A 23679-nucleotide genomic window follows, 5' to 3' on the forward strand; every position below is an offset into this window, starting at 1 on the left:
TGCTTCAGGGGCATCATGAATGCGTGGTTCGACCCGCGAAATCTCCGGTGCGCAGGAAGTTGGCTACCGCCTGGGCCACTGGCCGGGCCGTGAGCAGCGTGAAATGGCTATAGGGCACGGTGAGATGTGCAGTCACCGCGTCGCTCCAGGTCTCGCGCAGATCCACCGTGCCATCCCCCTCCCCTGGCGGCGCAGCCCCCAGGGCGCGGCCCACTCCCACACCGCGGGCGCCGGCGATCATGCCCAAATCACGCGCGCCTTTCCAGCGGGGCACATCGCCCAGCAGGCCCCTCTGGATGCTCCGGCCCAGGGTCCAGCGGCTCAGGGGGGAGCGGGCCAGGGAGGCTGCCACGCCACTACCCGAGACCGGCGTGCCCAGCATCACCACCCGACCCGGACGCTGCAGCGGAAACTGATGGAACAGGTGCATGATCACCAGCCCACCCAGGCTATGCCCCACCAGATGCACCACATCCGCATCCAGGGTACGCAGATAGGCATCCAGTCGGGCCGCATTGCCCTCGGGGGTGGCAAGGATACTGGAATAGCGGAAACGGTGCACCGCAAAGCCCTGCCCACTCAATCGACGCGCCAGCAGGTTCATTTCCAGACCGGTCATCCACAGCCCGTGTATGTAGACGACGGCCTCACGCATCCCGGGCACCCGGCCCCTTGGGCACGTGGTCCAGAATCACCTCGGCATTGGTCCAGGAGGTGACCCAGCGAGCCGCCTCATCCCTGGGTAACCAGCGGTATTCAACATGCTCGTGGGGGCTGATCCGGACGGTCACCCCCTCCGGGACCCACAAGGTGAAGTGATGTTCCAGATTCTCATGGGCATCGGGCGGATAACGCTCCCGCCAGGGGGGCACGATGGGAAAGCGAACCTGCCGATGCAGGTTGACCAGGCCGTCGGCAGACAGACCCGTCTCCTCCTCCAGCTCACGGCGGGCAGCCTGCACCGGGGACTCGCCCCATTCCAGACTGCCGGTGACCGACTGCCAGAAGTCCGCCGGGGTACGGCGCCGCAGCAACAGCACACGGCCGGCGTCATCATGAACCACCACCAGGACCGATTCGGGACGCTTGAAGACCATATATCAATACTTTACAAGGGACCGACAGGCAGTAAAAGGGCCGCGCCGGAAGCTTTGGCACGGCATCAGACCTAGAACGCGTGACTCGTGCCGAAGTAGGCCCGGGATTCATTGGCACTGAATCCATAGGCATAGTCCACCCGTAGATCCGTGCGCACGAACCACCGCAGGTTGATGCGCAATCCCAGACCGGCCCCTACGTGTACGTCCGACAAATCCACGTCGCGGCGCGGCCAGACTCCGCCCAGGTCCACGAATCCCACCCCGCGCACATCGGGGCGACCGAACAGGGGGTGCAGGTACTCGGTATTAAGGAGCATGAGCAGATCTCCCTCCCGGTAGTCCCGGGGATAACCGCGCAGGTTGCTGCCGCCACCCAGGGAGTAGGCCTCGTCGCCAAAGGCAGTGCGACTGGCCACGGCAAAGCGGGCCTGGTAGTTCAGATTGGGAGACAATTCGCCGTTGCCCAGCGGCCGGTAGGCACGGTAGAACAGGCTCAGGTTCTGGTGACTGGTATCCGAGCCGATGGCCTCGCCCCCAAAGGACAGGGAGGCCCCGTACTCCACGCCCTCCCGACGCACCCCCAGATCCGCCACATCGGTAAAGGAAATGCCCCCACTCCAGCTCAGCACGCGCGCATCATCGGGGACGGCCTCCCCCGCATCATGAGGGCTGTAACGCCGGTCGTTCCAGTTCACCCCCAGGCTGGCCCGCCACCCGGCACTCGGGCCCTGGCGATCCAGCCAGCGACTGATGGAGGCGCCCAACTGCAGGGTGTCCTTGTCGTGGTCACCATGACCATCCTCCTCCGAGGCCGATTCCACCACCCTCTCATCCTCGAAGGAAAGCGTCAGGCCCCAGGCCGTGTGGGGGATGCGGGGAATACTGTAACTTGCGCTCAACGTGCGCGACTCTTCTTCGGAGGTGTCGCTGCCGGCGTCCTCCCATTCGGCCCTCAAACGCAGCACCTGGTTGTAGCCCAGGAAGTTATCGAAGCGCACATCGCCCCCGTAGCGGATATCGCCATCGGAGGTGCGGCTCAGCCGGGGCAAGGGAAAGATGTAGAATTTCTCGCGCACGGTGAAGGTCACCTCGGCCTCGCCATTGACCACCTCCACCCGGGACTCCACCGACTGGAACAGCCCCATGTTCATCAGGGCCTGGCGCGTGTCCTCAATGGCCTGGGCGTCCAGCGGATCGCCCCGCTCGACGATCAGCTCCTGGCGCATCACCGATTCACGGGTCACCCGGTTGCCTTCGAAACGGATGTCACTGATCACGGGGGCATCGAGTGAGGGCTCCGACAAGACCGGTGTAACCCACAGGCACAGGGCCGCCACACACCCAGATATCACCCAGGAAGCCCACGCACTCCCTCCTCTGGACATCGTCATCACGCGCCTTGCAGCCCCTTCGCCCTCACCTGCCCTTGATCCCTTGCGCCAGCAACCGGCGCACCACAAAGATGCCCACCACCACCAGCACAGTGGCCGTGACCAGGGCCCCGTACACGCCGAGATAGGGCTCCAGGGCACTCCACTGCGCGCCCAGGGTATATCCCGCCAGGCCCAGAAAGCTGTTCCAGATGAATGTCCCCAGGAAGGTCAACCCAACGAACCGACCGAAGGACATGGGCAGCAGCCCCGCCGGGATGGACACCAGACTGCGCACCGTAGGGATCAGGCGCCCACCGGCCACGATCCAGTCGCCCTTGCGCTCATAGACCCCCAGCACCTTATCCAGGTCGGACTCACGCACCAGCACCCAGCGGCCACGACGCCGCAGAAGATCCCGCACGCGTTCCTCACCGGCGCGGCGGGCCAGCAGGTAGATCAGGGTGGACCCGGCGGTGCCACCGAGTGAGCCCACCAGGATGGACAGCCACAGGTTCAGCAGGCCCTCGTGGGCCAGGAAGCCCGCGAAAGGCATCAGGGCTTCCGGGGCCAGGATGACCAGGAAGACCCCCAGAGCCCAGTAGCCGTAGTCGGCGATCGCGTCCGTTGCCAGTTCGACCATGTCCATGAGGGGTCAGCGCTCTCTCAACGCAGGGTGAGGGTCTTGGTGTTCACGAAGGCCAGGATGCCGGCCCGGGCCAGTTCCCGACCGTAACCGGAATCCTTCACGCCACCGAAGGGCAGCCGCGGGTCGCTCTTGACCATGGCATTCACGAAGGTGGCCCCGCAGGCCAGCTGTCGGGCCACCGCCGCCCCTCGCTCCGGGTCGCGGGTCCAGACACTGCCGCCCAGCCCGAAGCGGGTGTCATTGGCGATACGCACTGCGTCCGCATCGTCCTCGGCCCGGATGATGCTGGCCACCGGACCGAACATCTCCTCGTGATAGGCCCGGGTGCCGGGCACCACCCGATCCAGGATCGACGGGGCGTACCAGGCCCCCTTGCCAGGCAGCGGCTCGCATCCCAGCACGGGGATGGCCCCCTCGGCGATGGAGTCTTGCACCTGCTGGTGAAGCTCATCCCGCAGATCCGCGCGAGCCATGGGAGCCAGCGTGGTGCCCTCCCGGGTGGGGTCGCCAGGCTTGAGGGCCTTCACTGCGGCCTTGAAGCGCTCCATGAAACCATCGACGGCGCCAGGCAGGAGAATGAAACGCTTGGCCGCGATGCAGCTCTGGCCGGCATTCTGATATCGAGAGACCACCGCCTGCTCCACGGCCCGGTCCAGATCCGCATCGTCCAGGACGATGAAGGGATCGGAACCTCCCAGTTCCAGCACGGATGGCTTGAGGGACTCACCGGCCACGGCGGCCACGGCGCGCCCCGCCGGCTCGCTGCCCGTGAGGGTCACCCCATGGACCCGCGGGTCACGGATGACATCGGCCACGGCATCGGAGGGGATCATCAGCGTCTGAAAGACCCCGGCGGGGAAGCCCGCGTCCCGAAAGACCTCCTCCACGGCCAGCGCACACCGGGGGACGTTGGAGGCATGCTTGAGCAGGGCAGTGTTGCCTGCCATCAGGGTGGGGGCGGCGAAGCGGAACACCTGCCACAGGGGGAAGTTCCAGGGCATGACGGCCAGGATGGTGCCCAGGGGCTGGAAGATCACCCGGGCATCCCCCTCCACTTCAGGCACGGCCTCATCGGCCAGGAATTGTGCCGCATGATCGGCATAGTAATCGCAGACGGTGGCGCAGCGGTCGACCTCCCCCCGTGACTCGCGCAGCAGCTTGCCCATCTCCTGGGTGATCATATGGGCAAAGTGGTCCCGCCGATGGCGCAGGACATGCGCCGCCTGGCGCATCAAATCGGCTCGCTCGGCCAGCGGCAGATCCCGCCAGGGGCGGGCAACGCGCTCGGCCTGGCCGAGGGCCTTGTCAATACGCGGCCGGTCCCATGTCTCGAACACGTTGAGCACGGAACCATTGGCGGGATTGACAGAACTCATGGGCACAGGTGAACTCCTTGGGAAGCAGGGGGCCATACCATAGTATATTTGGCCGTTTGACGATGTAACGGGACCGCCGCCGTCACTCTCCTCCAAGAGAAAAGGGAGGGGCGACAGACAGGGTTCCGGATGCCGGTTGCCTTATGACTTTCAACGTACTTCAAGACAGGAATAACAAAAGCATGAACATCCGGACGGTGTGTGTATTGGGGGGCACGGGTTTTGTTGGGAGCCACCTGGTCACCCGACTGGTGGACCAGGGATACCGGGTCAAGGTTCTGACTCGGCGAGCCTTTCGTTCCAAGCACCTGATGGTGCTCCCCGGGGTGAGACTGGTGGAAGCGGATTGCCACGACGGGTCGGTGCTTCGAACCCACTTCCAGGATTGCGAGGCCGTGATCAACCTGGTGGGTATTCTAAACGAGCGCGGCCACGATGGCAGCGGTTTCCGCCGCACCCACGTGGACCTGGCCCATACCGTGATCGAATCGGCCCGCGAGATGGGTGTGAGACGACTCCTGCACATGAGCGCCCTGAACGCCGACGCGGCCAGCGGCCCCAGCCATTATCTGCGTACCAAGGGCGAGGCAGAAAACATCGTGCATACCCTGGCAGGGGATGTGGCGGTGACCAGCTTCCGCCCATCGGTGATCTTCGGTCGGGGCGACAGTTTCTTCAACCGCTTTGCCGGCCTGCTGCGCATCACTCCCGTGCTGCCCCTGGCCTGCCCGAACGCACGCTTCGCGCCGGTGTTCGTGGGAGACGTGGTGGAGGCCTTTGTCGGTGCCCTGAAGGATTCGACCACTCACGGTGAGCGCCTGGATCTATGTGGCCCCCAGGTTTACACCCTGAAGGAACTGGTGGAGTACACCGCAAGGCTTCAGGGAAAATCCCGGCTGATCATCGGCCTGTCTGACCGGCTCTCCCTGCTGCAGGCCCGGGTGATGGAATACGTGCCCGGCAAGCCTTTGAGCCTGGACAACTATCACTCACTCCAGCGGGACAGTCTCTGCCCGGGAGGAGGCATCTGCCCCACCGCCCTGGAATCCGTGGTGCCCCAATATCTGGGCGATACCACGCATCATAACCGCCTGCAGCATCTGCGCAGCAGCGCCCGCTGATCATGCAGACCTACCTGGTGGGTGGCGCATTGCGGGACGAACTCCTGGGCCTGCCGGTCAAGGAACGAGACTGGGTCGTGGTGGGCGGCACCGTGCAGCAGATGCTCGACCAGGGTTTCACTCAAGTGGGCAGGGATTTCCCGGTTTTTCTGCACCCCCACACCCACGAAGAACATGCCCTGGCCCGCACGGAGCGCAACACCGGCCCCGGTTACCATGGGTTCGAGGTCCATGCCTCGCCCGAGGTGACCCTGGACGATGATCTGGCGCGACGCGACCTCACCATCAATGCCATGGCCCGGGACGCACAAGGCCACCTGATCGACCCGTTCAATGGCCAGAGGGACCTGCATGAGCGCTGGCTACGGCATGTTTCCCCCGCCTTCGTGGAAGACCCGGTGCGGGTGCTGCGCGTGGCCCGCTTCGCCGCCCGCCTGTCCCCTCTGGGTTTTCGGGTGGCGGACGAGACCCGATTGCTGATGCAACGCATGGTGGACGAGGGCGAACTGGATGCCCTGGTCCCCGAACGGGTCTGGCAGGAGACGGAAAAGGCGCTCAAGGCTCCGGCACCCACGGCCTTCTTCCAGGTGCTGCGTGACTGCGGGGCCCTGGCGGTGCTGTTCCCGGAACTGGAGGCCCTGTATGGCGTGCCCCAACCGCCGCGCTACCATCCCGAGATCGATACCGGCGTGCATGTGTTCATGGTGCTGGATCAGGCCACCCGCCTGAGCAAGGATCCTCTGGTCCGCTTTGCAGCCCTCACCCACGACCTGGGCAAGGGCAACACACCTGTGGAAATCCTGCCCAGCCACCGTGGGCACGAGGAACGCGGCGTGGTCTTGATCGAGGCCCTGTGCGATCGATACAGGGTCCCGAACCGGTACCGGGAACTGGCGCGTCTGGTGGCCCGCTACCATGGCCTGGTGCACCGGGTTTTCGAGCTGCGCCCCCAGACCCTGGCGCGCACCCTGGAGGGGCTGGATGCCTATCGTCGCCCCGAGCGTCTGGAATCGGCATTGCTGGCCTGCGAGGCGGATTACCGGGGGCGCACGGGCTTTGAGGCCAGACCCTATCCCCAGGCAGATTACGTGCGCCGTGCCCAGGCACGTTGCGCCGCCATCCAGGCCCGGGAACTGGTGGAGCAAGGGCTCAGGGGTCCGGCCATCGCCGAGGCCCTGCAGCAGCAGCGCATTCGGGCCCTCAAGGCGCTCAAGGCCGAAGAGACTACAGACGAGGGATAAGATCCCGCCCGGAAAAACCCATCAACGGCCCCGACACACCACGCCCCAGGGCCATGGCCTGGAAGCGTTCCCCCATCTCCCCGGGCAGGGTGAGCATGCGCACCTGGGCCGCCAGATCCATCTGCTCGCGCAGCCCCTGTGCCTGACAGGCCTGGAAGGCTGACTCCAGCCCGGAACCCATGAGGAACCAGGCCTGGCTGGTGTAGCCCAGCAACGACAATCCCGCCGCCTCCCCGGCCTCGGCCACGGCGGTGAAGTCCACGTTGGCGGTAATGTCCACCACCCCCGGCCAGACCAGGGGCTCGTCCAGGGCCCGATGACGGTAATGGGCGATCAGGGTGCCCCGATACCGCTCCGGGCTGTAATACTCCCGACGCGGGTAGCCGTAATCCACCAGAATGATCACGCCGGCAACGAGGCTGTTCGCAGCGGCCCGCATCCACGGGGACAAGCCGGGGTTGATCTCCGAGACATACCCGGACGGCCATGCGCCGCCGGTGCTTTCATGCAGGGCGCGTACCGTGCTCGTGAGCGTCTCATCGGCCGGTCGATCAGCCCACTCCAGACGCTGCCCGAGCACCACGCCCCGCTCCAGCACTTCCCCATCCTGCCAATGGAACACCTGCACCGGCATGGCATCCAGCACCTCGTTTCCCAGCATGACGCCCCGGAAACAGCCCGACTCCGGCAGGGCATCCAGCCATTGCACGCGATGACGCAGGGTCTCGGGCAAGTCGGCCACGGCGGCCTGCTGGCGCTGACGCAGGTCGGGGCTCAACTCAAGGATCAGGTAACGTTCCGGGAGGGCATCCAGCGCCTCCAGGGTGGTGAGAATCTCCACCGCCAGGATGCCCGTGCCCGCGCCGAATTCCAGAATATCGCCGCCCCCCAGCCTCTCCAGCACCTGGGCACACTGGCGGGCGATACAACGACCGAACAGGGGCGACACCTCCGGGGCAGTGATGAAGTCGCCGCCCCGCCCCAGTTTGTGGCTGCCCGCGGTGTAATACCCCAACCCCGGGGCATAGAGGGCCAGTTCCATGTAACGTCGGAAAGACAGCCAGCCATTGCCTGCGTTAATCTCCTGTCTGACCAGTTCCAGCAACTGCTGGCTGACCTGCAGGGCCTCGGGTTCAGGCGTGGGTAATGGGGAATCCGTGGGCATGCATGCAGTCCAAGATGATCGGCGCCGTGGGGAGGGGCATTGTGGCCCCACCCGCTCTGCGCCTCAAGCCGTCGGCACACCGCTTCGCGAGCAGCACAAGGAAACCGCATGGAACAGCCCAAACACCCCGACCTGAGCGGCAAGACCGCCTTCATCACGGGCGGCGCCCGCCGCATCGGCGCCGAAATGGCACGCACACTGCACTCGCAGGGGATGAACCTGGTGATCCACTATCGGAGTTCCGGGCAGGCGGCCCAGGCACTTCGGGAGGAGCTGCATCGCAAGCGGCCCGATTCGGTGCGTCTGGTGGCAGGAGAGCTTCTGGAACCCGGGGCGTTCAGGCGTCTGGCCAGCGAGGCGGAAGCCGCCTTCGGGGGCATGGATGTGCTGGTGAACAATGCCTCCACCTTCTACCCCACGGCCCTGAGCGAGATCACCGAGGCCCACTGGGATGACCTGATGGGAACCAATCTCAAGGCCCCCCTGTTCCTGTCCCAGGCGCTGGCACCGGCCCTGACGCAGGCTGAGGGCTGCATCCTCAATATCGTGGATATCCACGCCCTGCGTCCTCTGAAGGGCTACCCGGTCTATTGCGCGGCCAAGGCAGGACTGTGGATGCTCACCCAATCCCTGGCCCGGGAGCTGGGCCCCCGGGTACGCGTGAACGGCATCGCACCCGGAGCCATTCTCTGGCCGGAGGCAGAAGAGAACGCAGCCACCCATGAAGAGATGATTCAGCGCACCGCGCTCAAACGGGAGGGGTCGCCGGAGGATATCGCCACCACGGCGCTGTTCCTGATCCGGGATGCCCGCTACGTCACCGGCCAGGTGATCCCTGTGGACGGGGGGCGTACCACGGCACAGTGAATACCGCGCGCTAATCCGACGGCAGGAGGTCCACGCGACGCAGCCATTGGCCCGCCGGGTCAAAGGTCTCCCAGAGGCGACCGATGGGTGTCTGGAGCACCGGATGGATCACGTCGGCCGCGATGTCTGCCAGGGGGCCGAGCACGAAGGCGTGGCGGATGATCTCATCACGCGGCAGCTGCACCCCCGGGGCCTCCAGCACGAGATCTCCCAACAGCAGCAAGTCCAGATCCAGGGTGCGGTCGGCGAAGCGCTCGCCACCCCGCTGACGACCATGACGCGCCTCCATGGCCTTGAGACTGGCCACCAGAGCCTCAGGCGGTTGATCCGTATCGAAGCCTGCCGCCAGATTGTAGAAAGGGCTGCCGTCGAAACCCACGGCCCCGGTCTCATAGACGGGGGAAAAGGTCACTTCCCGGAAAGCGTTGAGGAGTTCCTGACGAGCAACCTCCACATGCCACTCGCGGTTCACGTTGGTGCCGATACTCACGAAGGCACGGCGCAAGGGGGATTCCGGCCGAGTCATCCGCGCTCCCCACGCTCGATGCTCACACCCACCTCCCGAGCCCCGCGCACGGCGCCCGGCTTGCCCAGGGTAAGGCGCAACCAGGGCACGGAGAACTCCTGCATCACCATGCGGGCGATGTCCTCGGCCATGGCCTCCACCAATTCCCGTTCATTGCTTTCCACCAGGGCGATGACGCGCTTGGCCACAGCCTTGTAATCCAGAGTGTGGTCAATGCAGTCGGAGTCCGACGCAGGGCGGATATCGGTGCCCATCTCCAGGTCAATGCGCACCTCCTGACGGATACTGCGCTCCCAATCGAAGATGCCGACGGTGGTTTTCACCTTTAAATCACGAATGTAGACGATGTCCATGGAATTGGACTATATACGCCGCCCCGCGCGGGCACCACCCCCGACCTGGCCCGACATGGCGCCCCGTACTTGCCCCCACCCCACCCTTCTGCTAAGGTTCCCGGCTTTCCTCAAATCAGCCTGGTTTTTCCGGAGAACACCAATGGCCCGAGTCTGCCAAATCACGGGTAAGCGCCCGATGACCGGGAACAACGTATCCCACGCGAATAACAAGACGCGTCGTCGCTTCCTGCCCAACCTGCACGAACACCGTTTCTGGGTGGAGAGCGAGAACCGTTTCGTGAAGCTGCGCATCAGCCAGAAGGGCATGCGCATCATCGACAAGAAGGGTATCGACACGGTCCTGACGGACCTGCGCGCCCGTGGCGAAAAGGTCTAAGGAGACGCACCCATGGCGAAAGGCATTCGTGAAAAGATCCGCCTGGTGTCCAGTGCCGGCACCGGCCACTTCTACACCACCACCAAGAACAAGCGGAACATGCCCGACAAGATGGAGATCAAGAAATTCGATCCCGTCGTGCGTCAGCATGTGATGTACAAGGAAGCCAAGATCAAGTAATACCGGCTTGCCTGCCGGCATGACCCGGCAACACCTGGCTGATAGGCCCACCGTATGACGGTGGGCCGCCAGCCCGGCGGTCACTCCTCCCTCTGAGCCGCCTCCATCCGCTCCACCGTCTCCCGAGCCCAGACCTGCATGAGCCTGCCCCAGCGATTGGCGGTGGCGGGATCCAGATCCAGATAGGTGTAACGCCCCCCGTCTCGCACGAGCACCCGCAACAGCGGCACACCACTCTCGTGCATCACCTGTCGCAACTCGATCTCCTCCCCCATGGGGGCCTTGATCTGCTCCATGCCACACCCCCTCTCGGGCGGCGACGGGCGTTCAGCCCGCCTCCACGTTGATGGATCGTTGCGCATGGGCGCTACTGAGCCGTGGCATCTCAACACGCAGGACGCCATGCTCGTAGGTGGCTCGGGCACCCTCGGTGCTCACCGGCCCCGGCAGCGGGATCGCCCGCTCAAAGCGCCCATAAGCACACTCGGCGATATGGTAGCGCCCCCTGCTGAGCTCCTTCTGGATACCCTTCTCGCCCCGGATCACCAGATGATCATCGATCACCTGAATATCAAAGCTGTCCCGATCCATACCCGGAGCCTCCAGGCGCACCACCAGACGATCAGTGTCGTCAAAGACCTCGGCCGCCATCACGCCCCAGCCGATACTGCGGGCCTCCAGTTCATGCTCATCCCGCTCAAGGTCTTCGGCGGACCGACTCCCCGGCGTGAACGGGGTAATGGCTCCCGAAGCGCGGGCATAGAGTCGCTGCCAACCACCCAGGATGCTCTCCCAGGCGTCACTCACACCCTGACGCAAATGCTGCAGATTCGACATCTCCACCCCCTCCTTCAATCTTTGGCTATCCCGCAACAGTGAAAGAGCGGGTGTATCCCCGCTTTACAGTCGAGTATCACGCACCCCAGGTATATTTCAAGCCCGACCGTTTTCGGCACCCGACCGCAAGCCTTTTCATCCGTTGGTGATACGACGACCGCCCATGATCCGGTAACATTAGGCCCATGGCGAACATCTCTGAATCGACACCACTGACCGTCCGGCTACTGACCGAAAGCGAGCTTGCCACGCGCGACCCTCGCCGCCTGGCCGTGATCCGCTTCGGCCAGGAGAATCTCCTGGATCCGGCGCGCCCCACGGAACTCACCCTGGCCCTGCCACCCCTGGCGGCCGACACCCCCGTGGAGGTCTGGGAGGCCAACGAACCGGTGGCCGCCGGTTGCGACCATGACTTGGGTTACGCCCACACCCGGGACGCACTGTTCGGCTGGATCCTCGTGGACGAGGCCCGCTTCGATCACGACATGGACCAGGCCGCGGAGTACGCCTACGACCGTGTGCTCGCCTTTCATCGAGCCATGGGATTCCCCAGCCTGCTACGGATATGGAACTACTTCCCGCATCTGCACGACGAAGTGGACGGCCTGGATCGCTACCAGGCCTTCTGCCTGGGGCGCCACCGCGCCCTGGAGCGCGTGCCCCTCACCGAAGGCGAACTGCCCGCCGCCACCGCCATCGGAACCACCGCACCCGGCCTGGTGGTCTACTTCCTGGCCGGACGCGAACCGGGCATACAGATCGAAAACCCCCGCCAGGTCAGCGCCTTTCATTACCCCCGGCGCTACGGACCCAAGAGCCCGTCGTTCTCCCGAGCCACCCTCAAGCCCTGGCCGGGCAAACCGCACCTGTACATTTCCGGCACCGCCAGCATCGTCGGCCACGAAACCCTGCACACCGACGTCATCACACAACTGGACGAAATCCTGGAAAACCTGCGCGCCCTGATCGGCTCGGCCGGCGACCCCATGGCCACCCTGGAAGGCAACCCCGGCGCCCTCTCCCTGCTCAAGGTCTACGTACGCCACGCCCAGGACGTGGACGCCGTGCGCTCGCGCCTGCAGGAAGCCCTGGGCCCGAAGGCACCCGCCATTTACCTGCGAGGCGATATCTGCCGGGACGACCTGCTGGTGGAGATCGAAGGCCTGCATGCCTGAACTACCCGAGGTGGAAACCACCCGGCGCGGCATCGAACCCCACCTCACCGGACGCCGCATCACCCAGGTCCACATCCGGCAGCCGCGACTGCGCTGGCCCATACCCACCGACCTGCCCCATCGACTTCAGGGGCGCACGATCACCCGCGTCGAGCGCAGGGGCAAATACCTGCTCATCCAGTGCCCCCCGGGGACCGTCCTCATCCACCTGGGCATGTCCGGCAGCCTGCGCCTGGTGCCCCCCAGCGCGCCACCCCGTCCCCACGACCACGTGGACCTCGCCCTGGACTCCGGCCTCACCCTGCGCCTGCACGACCCACGCCGCTTCGGGGCCCTGCTCTGGTTCGACCCCGAAACCGGCAACCACCCCCTGCTCGCCCACCTGGGCCCCGAACCCCTGGGCGACAGCTTCGATGCCGACTACCTGTTCCGCATCAGCCGCGGCCGCCGCATCAGCATCAAGGCCCTGATCATGAACAGCCAGGTCGTGGTAGGGGTGGGCAACATCTACGCCTCCGAATCCCTCTTCCTGGCCGGCATCCGCCCCCGCCGCGCCGCCGGCCGCCTCACCCGCGCCGAGGCCACCCGCCTCGTCGCCGCCATCCGCCAGGTCCTGGAAGCCTCCATCGCCCAGGGCGGCACCACCCTCCGGGACTTCGTCCACGAAGACGGCGCCCACGGCTACTTCAGCCAGTCCCTCAGAGTGTATGGACGCCCCCAGGAACCCTGCACCACCTGCCAGACCCCTATCAAGCACATCACCCAGGGCGGCCGATCCAGCTACTACTGCCCCACCTGCCAGAAATGACTTCCTGAGCACTTGCCCTTATAAAACGCCCACCCAGCAGGCAAACAGCCAAAAGCCTCTGGGTGGGTGAAGCCCTCCGGGGGTGTTCACCGCATGGATGCGGTGGCCAAGCCTACAAGGATGTATTCACGGCGCCCCCCGGAGGGATTTACCCACCCACAGGCCGCCACCAAACCCACGGAGGGCACCCTGCGGCGAGCACACAAGCCAGAAGTCTCCGGGCGGGTGAAGCCCTCCGGGGGTGTTCACCGCATGGATGCGGTGGCCAAGCCTACAAGGACGTATTCACGGCGCCCCCCGGAGGGATTTACCCACCCGCAGGCCGCCACCGAACCCACGGAGGGCACCCTGCGGAGAGCACACAAGCCAGAAGCCTCCGGGCGGGTGAAGCCCTCCGGGGGTGTTCACCGCATGGATGCGGTGGCCAAGCCTACAAGGATGTATTCACGGCGTCCCCCGGAGGGATTTACCCACCCGGAGGCCACCACCGAACCCAAGGAGGCCACCAAGACGGCGACCCAGAAACAAAAAGGGCCGGGTAACAGCCCCGGCCCTGCACAACACCAAAAAAATGATCGACTCAGGAAGCCCCGGCAGTGATCCGCTCGAACTTCGCCATCAGCACATCATGGCTCTCCTCGTTATCCGGATCCTTGGGAATGCAATCCACCGGGCACACCTCCACACACTGAGGCGCATCAAAGTGACCCACGCACTCCGTGCACAGACTCGGCTCGATCACATAAATCTCATCACCCGGAGAGATCGCACCATTGGGGCATTCCGGCTCGCACACGTCGCAATTGATGCACTCGTCGGTAATCATCAGGGCCATAACGCACTTTCCTCTTCAAACTCAATAAGATGTAGTCGCTTGTCCGTGACTGCAAAAACCCCTGCCAGCCCCACTATCAAACCACTGGCAGACCTCACGTCACAGCTTCTTATAATCCCGCCCACGGCGGATGACCGCGCATCTTAGCCCAAGCGGGCGCGCAACGCAGCCTCCACGCTTTCCGCCACGAAGTGTGAAACATCACCACCCAACGCAGCAACTTCCCTCACCAGACTTGAGGAAACATACGAATACTCCTCCGCAGGCGTGAGAAACACCGTCTCAAGGTCCGGCGCCAGATGCCGGTTCATACTGGCCAACTGGAACTCATGCTCAAAATCCGACACCGCCCGAAGGCCGCGCAACAACACCCGCGACCCATGCGCAGCCGCGAAATCCGCCAGCAGACCATCGAACCCGCACACCTCCACCCCCTCGATCCCCCGCAACGCCTGTCGCGCCAGATCCACCCGCTCCTCCAGCGTAAAGGTGGGCCGCTTCGTGGGATTGGCAGCCACCGCCACCAGCACATGATCAAACAACCGATGGGCCCGACGGACAATATCCATATGGCCATTGGTAATGGGATCAAAGGTCCCGGGGTAAACAACAGTAACTGACATGATTTGAATCCCGACAGGATTGATGTCCAACTTCAGGTGATACCGTAAAGACTCACGGCAGAATTGAACTGCGAGGCGCCTCGCGCTCCTCCGCCACACGGCGACCCCGGGCCTCGTTCAGGCCCAGGGCCACCACCAGCGCCAGCGCGAACAACAAGGCGCAGAACAGGATCGACGCATGCAGACCCACCGCCACCTGCAGCAGGCCCAGCCCCAGCAGGCCCACGATGGCCGCCAGTTTACTCGCCAGCCCCCAGAAGCCGAAGAACTCCGCCGCCCGCAAACGCGGCGCCAGCACCCCCACCAGAGCCCGCCCCGCCGATTGCGTGGAACCCAGACACAACCCGGCCACGCTACCCACGATCAGGAACACATGCTGGGCCTCCATGGGCACCACCCGCCCAAGCCAGGGCGTGGAAAAGATCAAGGTGACCGCCACGATCCACAGCACCAGGGTGGCCAGATAAGTGGTGCGGGCGCCGATCCTGTCCTGAAGAAAACCAAAACCCAGGGCCCCGGCAGCCGCAGTCAACTGAACAGTGACGAACATCCAGATCCTCACCTGCTCATCCCATTGAATCACCTGGGCACCGTAGATGAAGGTGAAGGAGATGATGATATAGATACCGGCCATTGCAAAGAAGATCGAGACCAGCAACGTGGCCAGATCACGGTAATGCCGCAGATCCTTGATTGTGGCCCGCACCCGCCGGAAACCAATCCCCAGATAACTGCGAACCCCACCCTTGAGCCGCCGCGCCCGCCCCCGCTCGCGAAGCCAGAGGAAAGTGGGGATGGCTGCCAACAGGAAGAATACCGCCGCAAACGGCCCCACCCAGCGGATGCGATCAAAATTCTCCTCGCTCACCTCCCCGAGCATGACCAGTGCAAAGGCCGTGGCCACCAGGCCCCCCACATACCCCAGAGCCCAGCCGAACCCCGAAATCCACCCCAACTGCTCCCGAGGCCCCAGCTCAGGCAAAAAACTGGCAATGAACGACTCACCGATGGCGTACGCAAAGTTGGAGCAGATGATCAGCAGCATACCCAGCCAGATGTACCCCGGGGCCACAAAGTACAGCAACCCCGTCGTCACCACGGTGAGCACGTAGCTGGCAAACAGAAACCTTTTACGGGCCGCGGAGAAATCCATGATCGCCCCCGCCACCGGGCCCACGAGCACCACCATCAGGTAGCTCACCGCCAGGGCAACGCTCCACAGCAGATTTCCCAACCGATAGTCGGTCTCCGAGTCACCGACAATCACCCGCGTGAACAGGTCCCCGAAGATCACCGTAATGATCAGCAGGGTATAGGCCTGGTTGGCGAAGTCGAACATCGCCCAGCCAAAGATTTCCTTGAAAGAGGCCCGCTTCATGGCACTCATCGTCTGGATTGTGGGATCAGGTTAACGGGAAAGAACCAAGTCAGCTACAGGCACTCCCTCGAGAGGATGCCGATTGACCGGAACCGTGGGAGCAACCGAGAATACAGAGCACTTCACTCAATCGCGAGCAACCTCATGAAAAATAATCCCCTCCTGCAACGCCTGGTCACCCTGGTCTGCATCATGGCCCTGCTTCTGGCCGGCACGGCGCCCCTGCACGCCGCCATGGTAGGAACGGATCAACTCATCCTGTCCGAACAGGCCCAGGTAGACCGCGAGCAACTGCTGGCCACCCTAGACCGTGACGACGTGCGCGAACAGCTGGCGGCCATGGGCGTGGACCCCAATGAAGCGGCCGAGCGAGTGGCCCGCATGACGGATCAGGAAGTACGCGAACTGAACGAACGCATGGAAGACATGCCCGTGGGCTCCGCCAGCGTGCTGGGCGTGGTGGTGCTGATCTTCATCGTCTTCATCATCACCGACGCCATCGGCGCCACCGACATCTTCCCCTTCGTGCGCCCCGTGAACTGATCCCCCACACCCCATGACCTGAGACCATGACTGCGGGGCTGGGACGGCCCCAGCCCCGCAAGAGCGACACATGGCTGTCAAACTCAACGTCGATAAGCCCGAAACACCCCCTGTGGGAGCGGCCCTCGGCCGCGAAGTGTTTCCGGATTGCACCGCCCCGGCCGAGCGCGGCCTTCGCGGCCAAGGGCCGCTCCCACAAAAACACCCACAGGACCGGGCCCGACTCTGGGGACTGACCGGCCTGTTGCTGGCCATCCTCCTGCTCAGCGGCTGCGCTACCCCTCTGCAGACCCGCGACCTGCTGCGCGAACCACCCGACGAACTCCCCCGACAGGTGGAACTGCACCAGACCCCCTTCCACCCCCAGGAACTCTATCAATGCGGACCGGCCGCCCTGGCCACCGCCCTGGGCGCCCGCGGCCTGCTGGTGCACCCCGACGACCTGGTGGATGAAGTCTACGTCCCCGAACGCCAGGGCAGCCTGCAGACCGAAATGCTGGCCGCCGCCAGGGCCCGCGGACTCGTGGCCTACGTCATCGAACCCCGCATGGAAACGCTCCTCAAGGAAGTGGCCGCAGGACACCCGGTGCTCGTCTTCCAGAACCTGGGCCTCAACGCCTTCCCCTACTGGCATTACGCCGTGGTGATCGGATTCGATCTGGACCAGGAAGAGATCATCCTGCGATCGGGCACTATCCATCGCCACGTCACCCGCATGCCCGTCTTCGAACGCACCTGGCGGCGCGGCGACTACTGGGCCTTCGTCGTCCAGCCCCCCGGCCAACTCCCCGCCACTGCCCAGCCCCTGCGCTGGCTGCGCGCCGCCAACGCCCTGGAAGCCACCGGCCAGCTCACCACCGCCGCCACGGCCTACCGGACCGCCACCCAACAGTGGCCCGACCACCCCGTGGCCTGGATCGGCCTGGGCAACACTCTGTACGCCCTCGAGGACCACACCGGCGCCGAGCAGGCCTTCCGACAACTCATCCAGAGAAATCCCGAGGCCCACGCCGCCTGGAACAACCTGGCCCACGTCCTCCACGCCCGCGGCTGCAACACCCAGGCCCTCGAGGCCATCACCTGCGCACTGCGAATGGCCCCCAACGAGTCCTTCTACCAGCGCACCCTGGAAACCGTGACCAGATCGCCCGACGCCCAGCCCCAGGACAACACCTGCCTCCCCCTTCTCTGCCCCACCGAAGCCCACCAATAGCAGCAGCCCCCCGCCCCACGGCGGGCACCCTGCGGAGACCACATCAGCCAGAAGCCTGCGGGTGGGTGAAGCCCCAGAAGCCCCTACGCCCCATACCAAAGAATCGCGAAATAATGACAAACCGTCCCCGCGATCACGAACAGATGCCAGATGAAATGCCCATACCGCACCCGCTGATCCAGGGCATAAAACACCACCCCACCCGTATAGGCCAGCCCCCCGGCCACCAGCCACATCAACCCGGGCGTAGGCATCAGGTTATAGAGCGGCACAATGGCAATCACCACCAGCCAGCCCATCAACAGATACAAACCCGTGGACAGCACAGGATGGGACAGCCCATTGAACGACTTCAGCAACACCCCAAGCCCCGCCAGCCCCCAGACCAGACCAAACAACGTCCACCCCCAGGGCCCGCCCAACACCCCCAGCGTAAAGGGCGTATACGTGCCGGCAATCATCAAAAAGATCACCGAATGATCCACCACCCGGAACACCCGCTTCGCCCGACCCTGCGGCATCGCGTGATACAGGGTTGACGACAGATACAACACCACCATGGTGGCCGAAAACACACTCACACCCACCACAAATGCCGCACTGCCCGACCGAACAGCATCCAGGATCAGAAACGGAATCCCCACAATCACCGCCACCAGGGCAGCCCCGTGACTCACACTGTTGGCGATCTCCTCACCCAGCGTCTGACGACGCTGGCCCAGGGTACTCGAAGCAGCACTCATGGATTGCATCCTCCTCTTCGCGGCCACCGCATCAGCGGCTCAGGGTCCCCGATGACGATACACCCGGCCCTCCCCGATTCGCAATTGCGGGCCAACACCACTATCATGGGGGGCTTACAACAGCTCTCTCGCCTGTCCACGACCCTGCGGCAGTCCCACGGACTCACGCCGCCCGGCCTTGCGCCGGCCCCCATGGACAGGCCACGGCGCTCGCCCGGAGCGCCGGGCCGACCCCGCGGTCGGTCCCTCATTCAACCAAGCCAGGAGATCCGATGTCTGCTCTCATCTGCGGTTCATACGCCTACGACACCATCATGGTCTTTCCCGACCGCTTCAAGAACCACATCCTCCCCGAGAAGGTGCACATGATCAATGTCTCCTTCCTGGTGCCCGGGATGCGTCGGGAATTCGGCGGCTGCGCCGGCAACATCGCCTACAACCTGAAACTGCTGGGGGGCGACCCCCTCCCCATGGCCACCGTCGGCGCCGACTTCGACCCCTACGCCGAGTGGATGGACAAGTGCGGCATCTCCCAAAAGCACATCACCGTCGTCCCCGAGCACTACACCGGCCAGGCCTTCATCACCACCGACCAGGACGACAACCAGATCACCGCCTTCCACCCCGGTGCCATGGGTGAATCCCATCGCAACAAGGTGAGCGACGCCAGCGGCGTGAAGATCGGCATCGTCTCCCCCGATGGCCGCGACGGCATGATCCAGCACGCCGAACAGTTCGTGGAAGCCGGCATCCCGTTCATCTTCGACCCGGGCCAGGGCATGCCCATGTTCGGTGGCGACGACCTGCGCCGCTTCGTGGAACAGGCCACCTACGTGACCCTGAACGACTACGAGGCCCAGCTCATGAGCGAGCGCACCGGCTGGAGCCACGAGGAACTGGCCAGCCACGTGGACACCCTGATCATCACCCGCGGCGGCGAAGGGTCCGACATCTACACCAAGCACGGCAAGATCCAGGTGCCAACCGCCCCCATCGCCGGCATCAAGGACCCCACCGGTTGCGGCGACGCCTACCGTGCCGGCCTGCTGTGGGGCCTGATGAATGACCTGGACTGGGAAACCACCGGTCGCATCGCCTCGCTGATGGGCGCCATCAAGATCGAGCAGGTGGGTCCGCAGAACCACGCGCCCAGTCGGGCCGACATTGAAGCCCGCTTCAAGGAGGCCTTTGGCCGGGAGATGTAATCCGCCCCGCTTGCACCTGAACGCAATGGCCCGGATGCGCTGAACACGCATCCGGGCCATTTTTTTGCCGGCAACTTCGCGGCCAAGGGCCGCTCCCACCTGTTCAGGCGCTGAGTTGCAGCACCATGGTGGCCACGGTGAAATAGACCAGGATGCCGCCCACGTCCGCGATGGACGTGACCAGCGGGGCACTGGCGGTGGCCGGGTCCAGCTTGAGGCGGGTCAGCAGCAGGGGCAGCAGCAGGCCCACCATGCTGCCCACGATGACCACCAGCACCATGGCGATGGCCACGGCCATGCCCACCTCCGGGCCACCCAGCCATATGCCGGCGCCCCAGACGGCCAGGCCCAGGGTGATCCCCAGGGCAATGGACACCATGAACTCCTTGCCCCACAGGCGTATGCCATCCTTCAACTGCACATCACCGGTGGCCAGCGATCGCACCATCAGCGTCGAGGCCTGGGTGCCGGCGTTCCCCCCGGTGGCGATCACCAGCGGCAGGAAGAACACCAGGGCCACCACCGCCTCGATGGCATCCTCGTAGACCGCGATGGCCGCACCACTGAACAGGTTCACGAAGACCAGAATCACCAGCCAGCCCACCCGCTTGCGATACAGCAGGCTCATGGCGGCATCCTTCAGATTCAGCACGATGGGCCCCACGCTCCCCATGCGCAGGAAGTCCTCGGTGGTCTCCTCGGTGGCCACATCCATGACATCGTCCACCGTGATGATGCCCACCAGAATGTCCCGCTCATCCACCACGGGCAGCACCTCCAGGTCATAACGGCGGATCAGACCGGCGGCCTCCTCCTGGTCCATGCGGGTCTGAGCCCGCACCACATCCTCGCGCAGCAGCGAATCCACCCGGCGTCGGGGCGAACCCACCAGCAGATCCTTGAGCTTCACCGCACCCAGTAGACGCCCTTCCTCATCGGTGACGAAGACCACATTCACCGTCTCGCTCTCCTCGAACTCCCGGCGCAGGTGATCCAGGGCCTGTTCCAGAGTCCAGTGGGGGCGCACGGCGAGAAATCCGGGGGTCATGCGCCGGCCGGCGCTCTCCTCCGGATAGGCCAGCAGGCTCTTGATCACCCATTGATGGCGATCCGGTAGCAGGTCCAGCACCTCCCGGGCATGATCATCCGGCAGGCTGTCGATGAGCGCGGCGGTGTCATCGTAGGAAGACCGCTTGAGCAGATGCGTCTTTTCCTCGTCGGAGAGATCCGCCAGGATGCGCTGCTGCTGCTCCTGGGTGAGGTAGGAAAACACGTCCGGAGCGCGCTCCTCGGGCAACAGGCGGACCAGCACGGCCCACTCTTCGGGTTCCAGGTGCACCGCCAGGGCCGCCATGTCCTGATCCTGCAACGGCGCCAGGAGCGACCGGAGTCCTTCCTGATCCTGGGACTGGATATGGGCCTTGAAGCGCTCGGCGCTGATGGTCTGTGTCGTTTCCATGAGCAGGCTCCTCCTAGCGTGGCAGTCCCAGCATGGCCGCAGCCAGGCCGAAGTAGATCATGATGCCGGCCACGTCCGCGATGGACGTGACCAGGGGGGCACTGGCCGTGGCCGGATCCAGCTTCAGGCGGGCCAGCAGGAACGGCAGGATCATGCCCACCATGCTGCCCACCATCACCACCAGCAGCATGGCCACGGCCACCAGCATGGCGATCTCGCCGCCACCTCGCCAGAGCCCCAGCCCCGAGACTGCGGCGGCCATGGTCAGGCCCAGGGCCATGGCGACCACCAACTCCTTGCCCCAGAGCCGCAACCAGTCCCTGGGTTTGACATCCCCCGTGGCCAGGGATCGCACCATCAGGGTGGACGACTGGGTACCGGCATTGCCGCCGCTGTCGATGATCAGCGGCAGGAAGAACACCAGCACCACCAGGGCCTCGATGGCCTCCTCGTAGCCGGCGATCACGAAACCACCGACGATGTTCACCGCCACCAGGATCAGCAGCCAGCCCACGCGCTTGCGGTACAGCAGCGACGGGCGAGCGTTGCGCAGGCTCAGATTCAGGGCCCCGAGGCTCCCCATCTTCTGGAAGTCCTCGGTGGTCTCCTCTTCCTCCACATCCAGCACGTCGTCCACGGTGATGATGCCCAGCAGTTCGCCGTCATCGTCCACCACCGGCAGTGCCGGCAGGTCGTAGTGGCGCATGGTGTGCAGCGCCTCTTCCTGAGGCTTATGGGCGTCGATGAACACCACGTTGCTGGTCATCAGTTCGGAGACCGGCGTATCGGTGCGCTGCTTGAGAAAATGCTTGAGGGCCAGAACCCCCTTGAGCACGCCCTCGTCGTCGGTCACGTAGACCAAATTGACGGTCTCACCGCGCTCCGCCTGGGTGCGCAGGTGATTCAGGGACTGTGCCATGGTCCATTCGGGGCGCACACTGACCACGGAGGTGGTCATCAGGCGGCCGCAGCTGTCCTCGGGATAGTCCAGCAGTGTCAGCGCACGGCGGATGGAACGAAACGGCAGCAGGCGCAGCAGGCGGCGCACGTCCTCCTTGTCCAGATCCTCCAGGAGGGCGGTGAGGTCATCGGGCAGCATCTCCGAGAGGATGTAACGTCCCTCGTCGGTGGAGACCTGTTCGATCAACTGGAACTGATGATGAGTGTCCAGGTAAGAGAAGACATCGACCCGGCGACCGGGCGGCAGCAAGCGGAAGACTTGCCGCCGCGGCTCCGGCTCAAGGTCCATCAGGATATGAGCAATGTCCTGAATGCGCATGTCGTCCAGGCGCTGGCGCACGCCGGCTACATCTCCGGCATCCAGGCATTCGCGCACATGCTCCAGATCGTATGGGTGAGTCAATTCCATGCTGGGGTCCCCGGCGTGCCGGCGAAGGAACCTGCGTCCCTTCGCGTATTTCATTCATGATGTCACGGTGGAGTTACGGATGGATGGCATCCCGTGATGCGGTGCACATGCTAACCCGCATCAACCGGGCTGTGCCAGCGCGCCGGTGCTTCAAGTGTCCGGGGCCTGGCCCACCACCTCCAGCAGCCCCTGCATGTCATGGGGCATGGGCGCCTCCCAGGAAATCGTGTCCCCCAGGGCGGGATGCACCAGGGTGAGCCGCGTGGCGTGCAGGGCCTGGCGACGGAAGCCCTGAAGGGTGTCTATCGCCGTGTCGGACAGCCCGGCAGGCAGCCTCAGGCGGCCACCGTAGACCGGATCACCCACGATGGGATGGCGCAGGTGGGCCATGTGCACCCGGATCTGGTGCGTGCGGCCCGTCTCCAGGCTCACGCGCAGCAGGGTGAAACCCTCCAGACGGCCCTCGACCCGGTAATGGGTGATGGCCGGTCGCCCGCCGCCCACCACGGCCATGCGCTTGCGATCCACCGGGTGACGGCCGATGGGCTCATCCACCGTGCCACCAGCCACCATCTCCCCCTGCACCAGGGCCAGGTACTCACGGCCCACCGTGCGCGCCTGCAACTGGCGCACCAGGTCGGTGTGGGCCTCCAGGGTACGGGCCACCACCAGGAGCCCCGAGGTCTCCTTGTCCAGGCGATGGACGATACCCGCCCGAGGCAGATGCGCCAGCTCCGGTGCGTGGTGCAGGAGGGCATTCACCAGCGTGCCTCGCGGATGACCGGCGGCGGGATGCACCACCAGGCCCGCAGGCTTGTGGATGACGATCAGGCTGTCGTCCTCATGGACGATGTCCAGGGGCAGATCCTGAGGGGCATCGTCTCCCGGCTCATCCAGGCAGGCGCGGACCACCACCATCGCGCCCTCCGTCGCCTTGTCACGGATACGTGGCACCACGTCATCCACCCGAACCCAGCCCGCCTCGATCCACTGCTGGATGCGACTGCGGGAATAGTCGGGAAATAGACGCGCCAGAACCGCATCCAGGCGTTTTCCCGCCAGTTCCGGGGGGATGGTGGCGTCCAGGTGAATGGTGGTTTGGGGCATTGGCTAACGCATCTGTCAGGTGGGTGTCGGTGACCCCGGGACGCAAGTCACTTGGAT

27 protein-coding genes are annotated in these 23679 nt (G+C 64.7%); 10 read left to right on the forward strand and 17 right to left on the reverse strand.

The annotated features are described in order from the left end of the window. Window positions 1-13 precede the first annotated feature (13 nt). The 5 genes from LPW30_RS03040 to LPW30_RS03060 all read right to left on the reverse strand — a co-directional run bounded on the left by LPW30_RS03040 (window position 14) and on the right by LPW30_RS03060 (window position 4495). Window positions 14-664, reverse strand: coding sequence for an esterase/lipase family protein (locus tag LPW30_RS03040; RefSeq protein ID WP_025280658.1), 651 nt, complete (start codon window positions 662-664; stop codon window positions 14-16). After that, entirely contained in the window at window positions 648-1097 is a 450-nt protein-coding gene (nudB, locus tag LPW30_RS03045; RefSeq protein ID WP_025280657.1) for a dihydroneopterin triphosphate diphosphatase, read from the reverse strand. Before nudB ends, LPW30_RS03040 begins: the two co-directional genes overlap by 17 nt. 71 nt (window positions 1098-1168) lie before the next feature. Next, on the reverse strand, window positions 1169-2377 hold the full coding sequence (locus LPW30_RS03050; protein WP_025280656.1) for a BamA/TamA family outer membrane protein: 1209 nt from the start codon (window positions 2375-2377) through the stop codon (window positions 1169-1171). A 139-nt stretch (window positions 2378-2516) separates the two neighbouring features. Continuing rightward, a complete protein-coding gene (locus LPW30_RS03055) occupies window positions 2517-3119 on the reverse strand; it encodes a DedA family protein (protein WP_025280655.1) in 603 nt (200 codons plus the stop codon). A 17-nt stretch (window positions 3120-3136) separates the two neighbouring features. Further along, window positions 3137-4495, reverse strand: a complete 1359-nt coding sequence (locus LPW30_RS03060) for an NAD-dependent succinate-semialdehyde dehydrogenase (protein WP_239680055.1) — start codon at window positions 4493-4495, stop codon at window positions 3137-3139. Between the two features lie 182 nt (window positions 4496-4677). On the opposite strand from LPW30_RS03060, the gene LPW30_RS03065 reads away from it, so the two are divergent. Both LPW30_RS03065 and LPW30_RS03070 read left to right on the forward strand, forming a co-directional pair. Next, entirely contained in the window at window positions 4678-5616 is a 939-nt protein-coding gene (locus tag LPW30_RS03065; protein ID WP_025280654.1) for a complex I NDUFA9 subunit family protein, read from the forward strand. Window positions 5617-5618: 2 nt separating this feature from the next. After that, a complete protein-coding gene (locus LPW30_RS03070; protein WP_239680056.1) occupies window positions 5619-6857 on the forward strand; it encodes a multifunctional CCA addition/repair protein in 1239 nt (412 codons plus the stop codon). On the opposite strand, the gene LPW30_RS03075 is transcribed toward LPW30_RS03070, so the two are convergent. Then, complete coding sequence (locus LPW30_RS03075) at window positions 6841-8022, reverse strand: class I SAM-dependent methyltransferase (protein WP_025280652.1); 1182 nt, start codon at window positions 8020-8022, stop codon at window positions 6841-6843. The genes LPW30_RS03070 and LPW30_RS03075 overlap by 17 nt on opposite strands. A gap of 108 nt (window positions 8023-8130) precedes the next feature. Between LPW30_RS03075 and LPW30_RS03080 the strand changes: the two genes are divergently transcribed. Continuing rightward, a complete protein-coding gene (locus LPW30_RS03080; protein WP_239680057.1) occupies window positions 8131-8889 on the forward strand; it encodes a pteridine reductase in 759 nt (252 codons plus the stop codon). 10 nt (window positions 8890-8899) lie between these two features. Here LPW30_RS03080 and folK read toward each other — a convergent pair whose 3' ends face one another. Both folK and folB read right to left on the reverse strand, forming a co-directional pair. Then, the gene (gene folK / locus LPW30_RS03085; protein WP_035369146.1) at window positions 8900-9415 is read right to left on the reverse strand and encodes a 2-amino-4-hydroxy-6-hydroxymethyldihydropteridine diphosphokinase; all 516 of its coding nucleotides are present in this window, start codon (window positions 9413-9415) and stop codon (window positions 8900-8902) included. Next, on the reverse strand, window positions 9412-9768 hold the full coding sequence (folB, locus tag LPW30_RS03090) for a dihydroneopterin aldolase (RefSeq protein ID WP_025280650.1): 357 nt from the start codon (window positions 9766-9768) through the stop codon (window positions 9412-9414). The genes folK and folB overlap by 4 nt, the downstream gene beginning before the upstream one ends. Before the next feature lie 142 nt (window positions 9769-9910). Here folB and rpmB point away from each other — a divergent pair, with 142 nt between their 5' ends. Both rpmB and rpmG read left to right on the forward strand, forming a co-directional pair. Then, on the forward strand, window positions 9911-10147 hold the full coding sequence (rpmB, locus tag LPW30_RS03095) for a 50S ribosomal protein L28 (protein ID WP_025280649.1): 237 nt from the start codon (window positions 9911-9913) through the stop codon (window positions 10145-10147). Window positions 10148-10159: 12 nt separating this feature from the next. Beyond that, window positions 10160-10327, forward strand: a complete 168-nt coding sequence (gene rpmG / locus LPW30_RS03100) for a 50S ribosomal protein L33 (RefSeq protein ID WP_025280648.1) — start codon at window positions 10160-10162, stop codon at window positions 10325-10327. An 80-nt stretch (window positions 10328-10407) separates the two neighbouring features. Here the strand turns inward: rpmG and LPW30_RS03105 are convergent, their stop codons facing one another. Together LPW30_RS03105 and LPW30_RS03110 are read right to left on the reverse strand one after the other, a co-directional pair. Next, on the reverse strand, window positions 10408-10623 hold the full coding sequence (locus LPW30_RS03105) for a DUF6967 family protein (protein ID WP_025280647.1): 216 nt from the start codon (window positions 10621-10623) through the stop codon (window positions 10408-10410). Window positions 10624-10654: 31 nt separating this feature from the next. Next, window positions 10655-11164 carry an Hsp20/alpha crystallin family protein gene (locus LPW30_RS03110; RefSeq protein ID WP_025280646.1) on the reverse strand — a complete coding sequence of 170 codons (510 nt, stop codon included), beginning with the start codon at window positions 11162-11164 and terminating at the stop codon, window positions 10655-10657. A 185-nt stretch (window positions 11165-11349) separates the two neighbouring features. Here LPW30_RS03110 and LPW30_RS03115 point away from each other — a divergent pair, with 185 nt between their 5' ends. Continuing rightward, the gene (locus LPW30_RS03115) at window positions 11350-12339 is read left to right on the forward strand and encodes a chorismate transformation FkbO/Hyg5 family protein (protein ID WP_026623553.1); all 990 of its coding nucleotides are present in this window, start codon (window positions 11350-11352) and stop codon (window positions 12337-12339) included. Continuing rightward, window positions 12332-13147: a bifunctional DNA-formamidopyrimidine glycosylase/DNA-(apurinic or apyrimidinic site) lyase gene (mutM, locus tag LPW30_RS03120; RefSeq protein ID WP_239680058.1), complete on the forward strand. Its 816-nt coding sequence runs from the start codon at window positions 12332-12334 to the stop codon at window positions 13145-13147. Before LPW30_RS03115 ends, mutM begins: the two co-directional genes overlap by 8 nt. Before the next feature lie 580 nt (window positions 13148-13727). On the opposite strand, the gene LPW30_RS03125 is transcribed toward mutM, so the two are convergent. The 3 genes from LPW30_RS03125 to LPW30_RS03135 all read right to left on the reverse strand — a co-directional run bounded on the left by LPW30_RS03125 (window position 13728) and on the right by LPW30_RS03135 (window position 15983). Further along, window positions 13728-13982 carry a YfhL family 4Fe-4S dicluster ferredoxin gene (locus LPW30_RS03125; protein WP_025280643.1) on the reverse strand — a complete coding sequence of 85 codons (255 nt, stop codon included), beginning with the start codon at window positions 13980-13982 and terminating at the stop codon, window positions 13728-13730. Between the two features lie 143 nt (window positions 13983-14125). Further along, a complete protein-coding gene (gene coaD, locus LPW30_RS03130; RefSeq protein WP_025280642.1) occupies window positions 14126-14605 on the reverse strand; it encodes a pantetheine-phosphate adenylyltransferase in 480 nt (159 codons plus the stop codon). A gap of 52 nt (window positions 14606-14657) precedes the next feature. Then, window positions 14658-15983, reverse strand: coding sequence for an MFS transporter (locus LPW30_RS03135; RefSeq protein WP_239680059.1), 1326 nt, complete (start codon window positions 15981-15983; stop codon window positions 14658-14660). 144 nt (window positions 15984-16127) lie between these two features. Between LPW30_RS03135 and LPW30_RS03140 the strand changes: the two genes are divergently transcribed. Both LPW30_RS03140 and LPW30_RS03145 read left to right on the forward strand, forming a co-directional pair. Continuing rightward, on the forward strand, window positions 16128-16526 hold the full coding sequence (locus LPW30_RS03140; protein WP_239680060.1) for a DUF6627 family protein: 399 nt from the start codon (window positions 16128-16130) through the stop codon (window positions 16524-16526). Window positions 16527-16596: 70 nt separating this feature from the next. After that, window positions 16597-17739 carry a PA2778 family cysteine peptidase gene (locus LPW30_RS03145; protein WP_239680061.1) on the forward strand — a complete coding sequence of 381 codons (1143 nt, stop codon included), beginning with the start codon at window positions 16597-16599 and terminating at the stop codon, window positions 17737-17739. Window positions 17740-17822: 83 nt separating this feature from the next. Here the strand turns inward: LPW30_RS03145 and trhA are convergent, their stop codons facing one another. Next, the gene (trhA, locus tag LPW30_RS03150; protein ID WP_239680062.1) at window positions 17823-18482 is read right to left on the reverse strand and encodes a PAQR family membrane homeostasis protein TrhA; all 660 of its coding nucleotides are present in this window, start codon (window positions 18480-18482) and stop codon (window positions 17823-17825) included. A gap of 272 nt (window positions 18483-18754) precedes the next feature. Between trhA and LPW30_RS03155 the strand changes: the two genes are divergently transcribed. Beyond that, the gene (locus tag LPW30_RS03155; RefSeq protein ID WP_239680063.1) at window positions 18755-19687 is read left to right on the forward strand and encodes a carbohydrate kinase family protein; all 933 of its coding nucleotides are present in this window, start codon (window positions 18755-18757) and stop codon (window positions 19685-19687) included. 103 nt (window positions 19688-19790) lie between these two features. Here LPW30_RS03155 and mgtE (LPW30_RS03160) read toward each other — a convergent pair whose 3' ends face one another. The 3 genes from mgtE (LPW30_RS03160) to rluD all read right to left on the reverse strand — a co-directional run bounded on the left by mgtE (LPW30_RS03160) (window position 19791) and on the right by rluD (window position 23622). Then, window positions 19791-21146: a magnesium transporter gene (gene mgtE, locus LPW30_RS03160; protein ID WP_238623673.1), complete on the reverse strand. Its 1356-nt coding sequence runs from the start codon at window positions 21144-21146 to the stop codon at window positions 19791-19793. Between the two features lie 13 nt (window positions 21147-21159). Continuing rightward, window positions 21160-22515 (reverse strand): magnesium transporter, encoded by a 1356-nt coding sequence (gene mgtE, locus LPW30_RS03165; RefSeq protein WP_238623674.1) that lies wholly within the window; start codon window positions 22513-22515, stop codon window positions 21160-21162. A 150-nt stretch (window positions 22516-22665) separates the two neighbouring features. Continuing rightward, a complete protein-coding gene (gene rluD / locus LPW30_RS03170) occupies window positions 22666-23622 on the reverse strand; it encodes a 23S rRNA pseudouridine(1911/1915/1917) synthase RluD (protein ID WP_238623675.1) in 957 nt (318 codons plus the stop codon). Between the last annotated feature and the right edge of the window lie 57 nt (window positions 23623-23679).

Origin of the sequence: Ectothiorhodospira variabilis (genome assembly GCF_022227625.1) — a bacterium.
GTDB lineage: Bacteria > Pseudomonadota > Gammaproteobacteria > Ectothiorhodospirales > Ectothiorhodospiraceae > Ectothiorhodospira > Ectothiorhodospira haloalkaliphila.

Bases quoted from the DNA above. Each gene is read 5' to 3' on its own strand.
- nudB (WP_025280657.1), bottom strand. From the start codon at position 1,097: ATGGTCTTCAAGCGTCCCGAATCGGTCCTGGTGGTGGTTCATGATGAC.
- LPW30_RS03055 (WP_025280655.1), bottom strand. From the start codon at position 3,119: ATGGACATGGTCGAACTGGCAACGGACGCGATCGCCGACTACGGCTAC.
- LPW30_RS03060 (WP_239680055.1), bottom strand. From the start codon at position 4,495: ATGAGTTCTGTCAATCCCGCCAATGGTTCCGTGCTCAACGTGTTCGAG.
- LPW30_RS03065 (WP_025280654.1), top strand. From the start codon at position 4,678: ATGAACATCCGGACGGTGTGTGTATTGGGGGGCACGGGTTTTGTTGGG.
- LPW30_RS03070 (WP_239680056.1), top strand. From the start codon at position 5,619: ATGCAGACCTACCTGGTGGGTGGCGCATTGCGGGACGAACTCCTGGGC.
- LPW30_RS03075 (WP_025280652.1), bottom strand. From the start codon at position 8,022: ATGCCCACGGATTCCCCATTACCCACGCCTGAACCCGAGGCCCTGCAG.
- LPW30_RS03080 (WP_239680057.1), top strand. From the start codon at position 8,131: ATGGAACAGCCCAAACACCCCGACCTGAGCGGCAAGACCGCCTTCATC.
- folK (WP_035369146.1), bottom strand. From the start codon at position 9,415: ATGACTCGGCCGGAATCCCCCTTGCGCCGTGCCTTCGTGAGTATCGGC.
- folB (WP_025280650.1), bottom strand. From the start codon at position 9,768: ATGGACATCGTCTACATTCGTGATTTAAAGGTGAAAACCACCGTCGGC.
- rpmB (WP_025280649.1), top strand. From the start codon at position 9,911: ATGGCCCGAGTCTGCCAAATCACGGGTAAGCGCCCGATGACCGGGAAC.
- rpmG (WP_025280648.1), top strand. From the start codon at position 10,160: ATGGCGAAAGGCATTCGTGAAAAGATCCGCCTGGTGTCCAGTGCCGGC.
- LPW30_RS03105 (WP_025280647.1), bottom strand. From the start codon at position 10,623: ATGGAGCAGATCAAGGCCCCCATGGGGGAGGAGATCGAGTTGCGACAG.
- LPW30_RS03110 (WP_025280646.1), bottom strand. From the start codon at position 11,164: ATGTCGAATCTGCAGCATTTGCGTCAGGGTGTGAGTGACGCCTGGGAG.
- LPW30_RS03115 (WP_026623553.1), top strand. From the start codon at position 11,350: ATGGCGAACATCTCTGAATCGACACCACTGACCGTCCGGCTACTGACC.
- mutM (WP_239680058.1), top strand. From the start codon at position 12,332: ATGCCTGAACTACCCGAGGTGGAAACCACCCGGCGCGGCATCGAACCC.
- LPW30_RS03125 (WP_025280643.1), bottom strand. From the start codon at position 13,982: ATGGCCCTGATGATTACCGACGAGTGCATCAATTGCGACGTGTGCGAG.
- coaD (WP_025280642.1), bottom strand. From the start codon at position 14,605: ATGTCAGTTACTGTTGTTTACCCCGGGACCTTTGATCCCATTACCAAT.
- LPW30_RS03135 (WP_239680059.1), bottom strand. From the start codon at position 15,983: ATGAAGCGGGCCTCTTTCAAGGAAATCTTTGGCTGGGCGATGTTCGAC.
- LPW30_RS03140 (WP_239680060.1), top strand. From the start codon at position 16,128: ATGAAAAATAATCCCCTCCTGCAACGCCTGGTCACCCTGGTCTGCATC.
- LPW30_RS03145 (WP_239680061.1), top strand. From the start codon at position 16,597: ATGGCTGTCAAACTCAACGTCGATAAGCCCGAAACACCCCCTGTGGGA.
- trhA (WP_239680062.1), bottom strand. From the start codon at position 18,482: ATGAGTGCTGCTTCGAGTACCCTGGGCCAGCGTCGTCAGACGCTGGGT.
- LPW30_RS03155 (WP_239680063.1), top strand. From the start codon at position 18,755: ATGTCTGCTCTCATCTGCGGTTCATACGCCTACGACACCATCATGGTC.
- mgtE (WP_238623673.1), bottom strand. From the start codon at position 21,146: ATGGAAACGACACAGACCATCAGCGCCGAGCGCTTCAAGGCCCATATC.
- mgtE (WP_238623674.1), bottom strand. From the start codon at position 22,515: ATGGAATTGACTCACCCATACGATCTGGAGCATGTGCGCGAATGCCTG.
- rluD (WP_238623675.1), bottom strand. From the start codon at position 23,622: ATGCCCCAAACCACCATTCACCTGGACGCCACCATCCCCCCGGAACTG.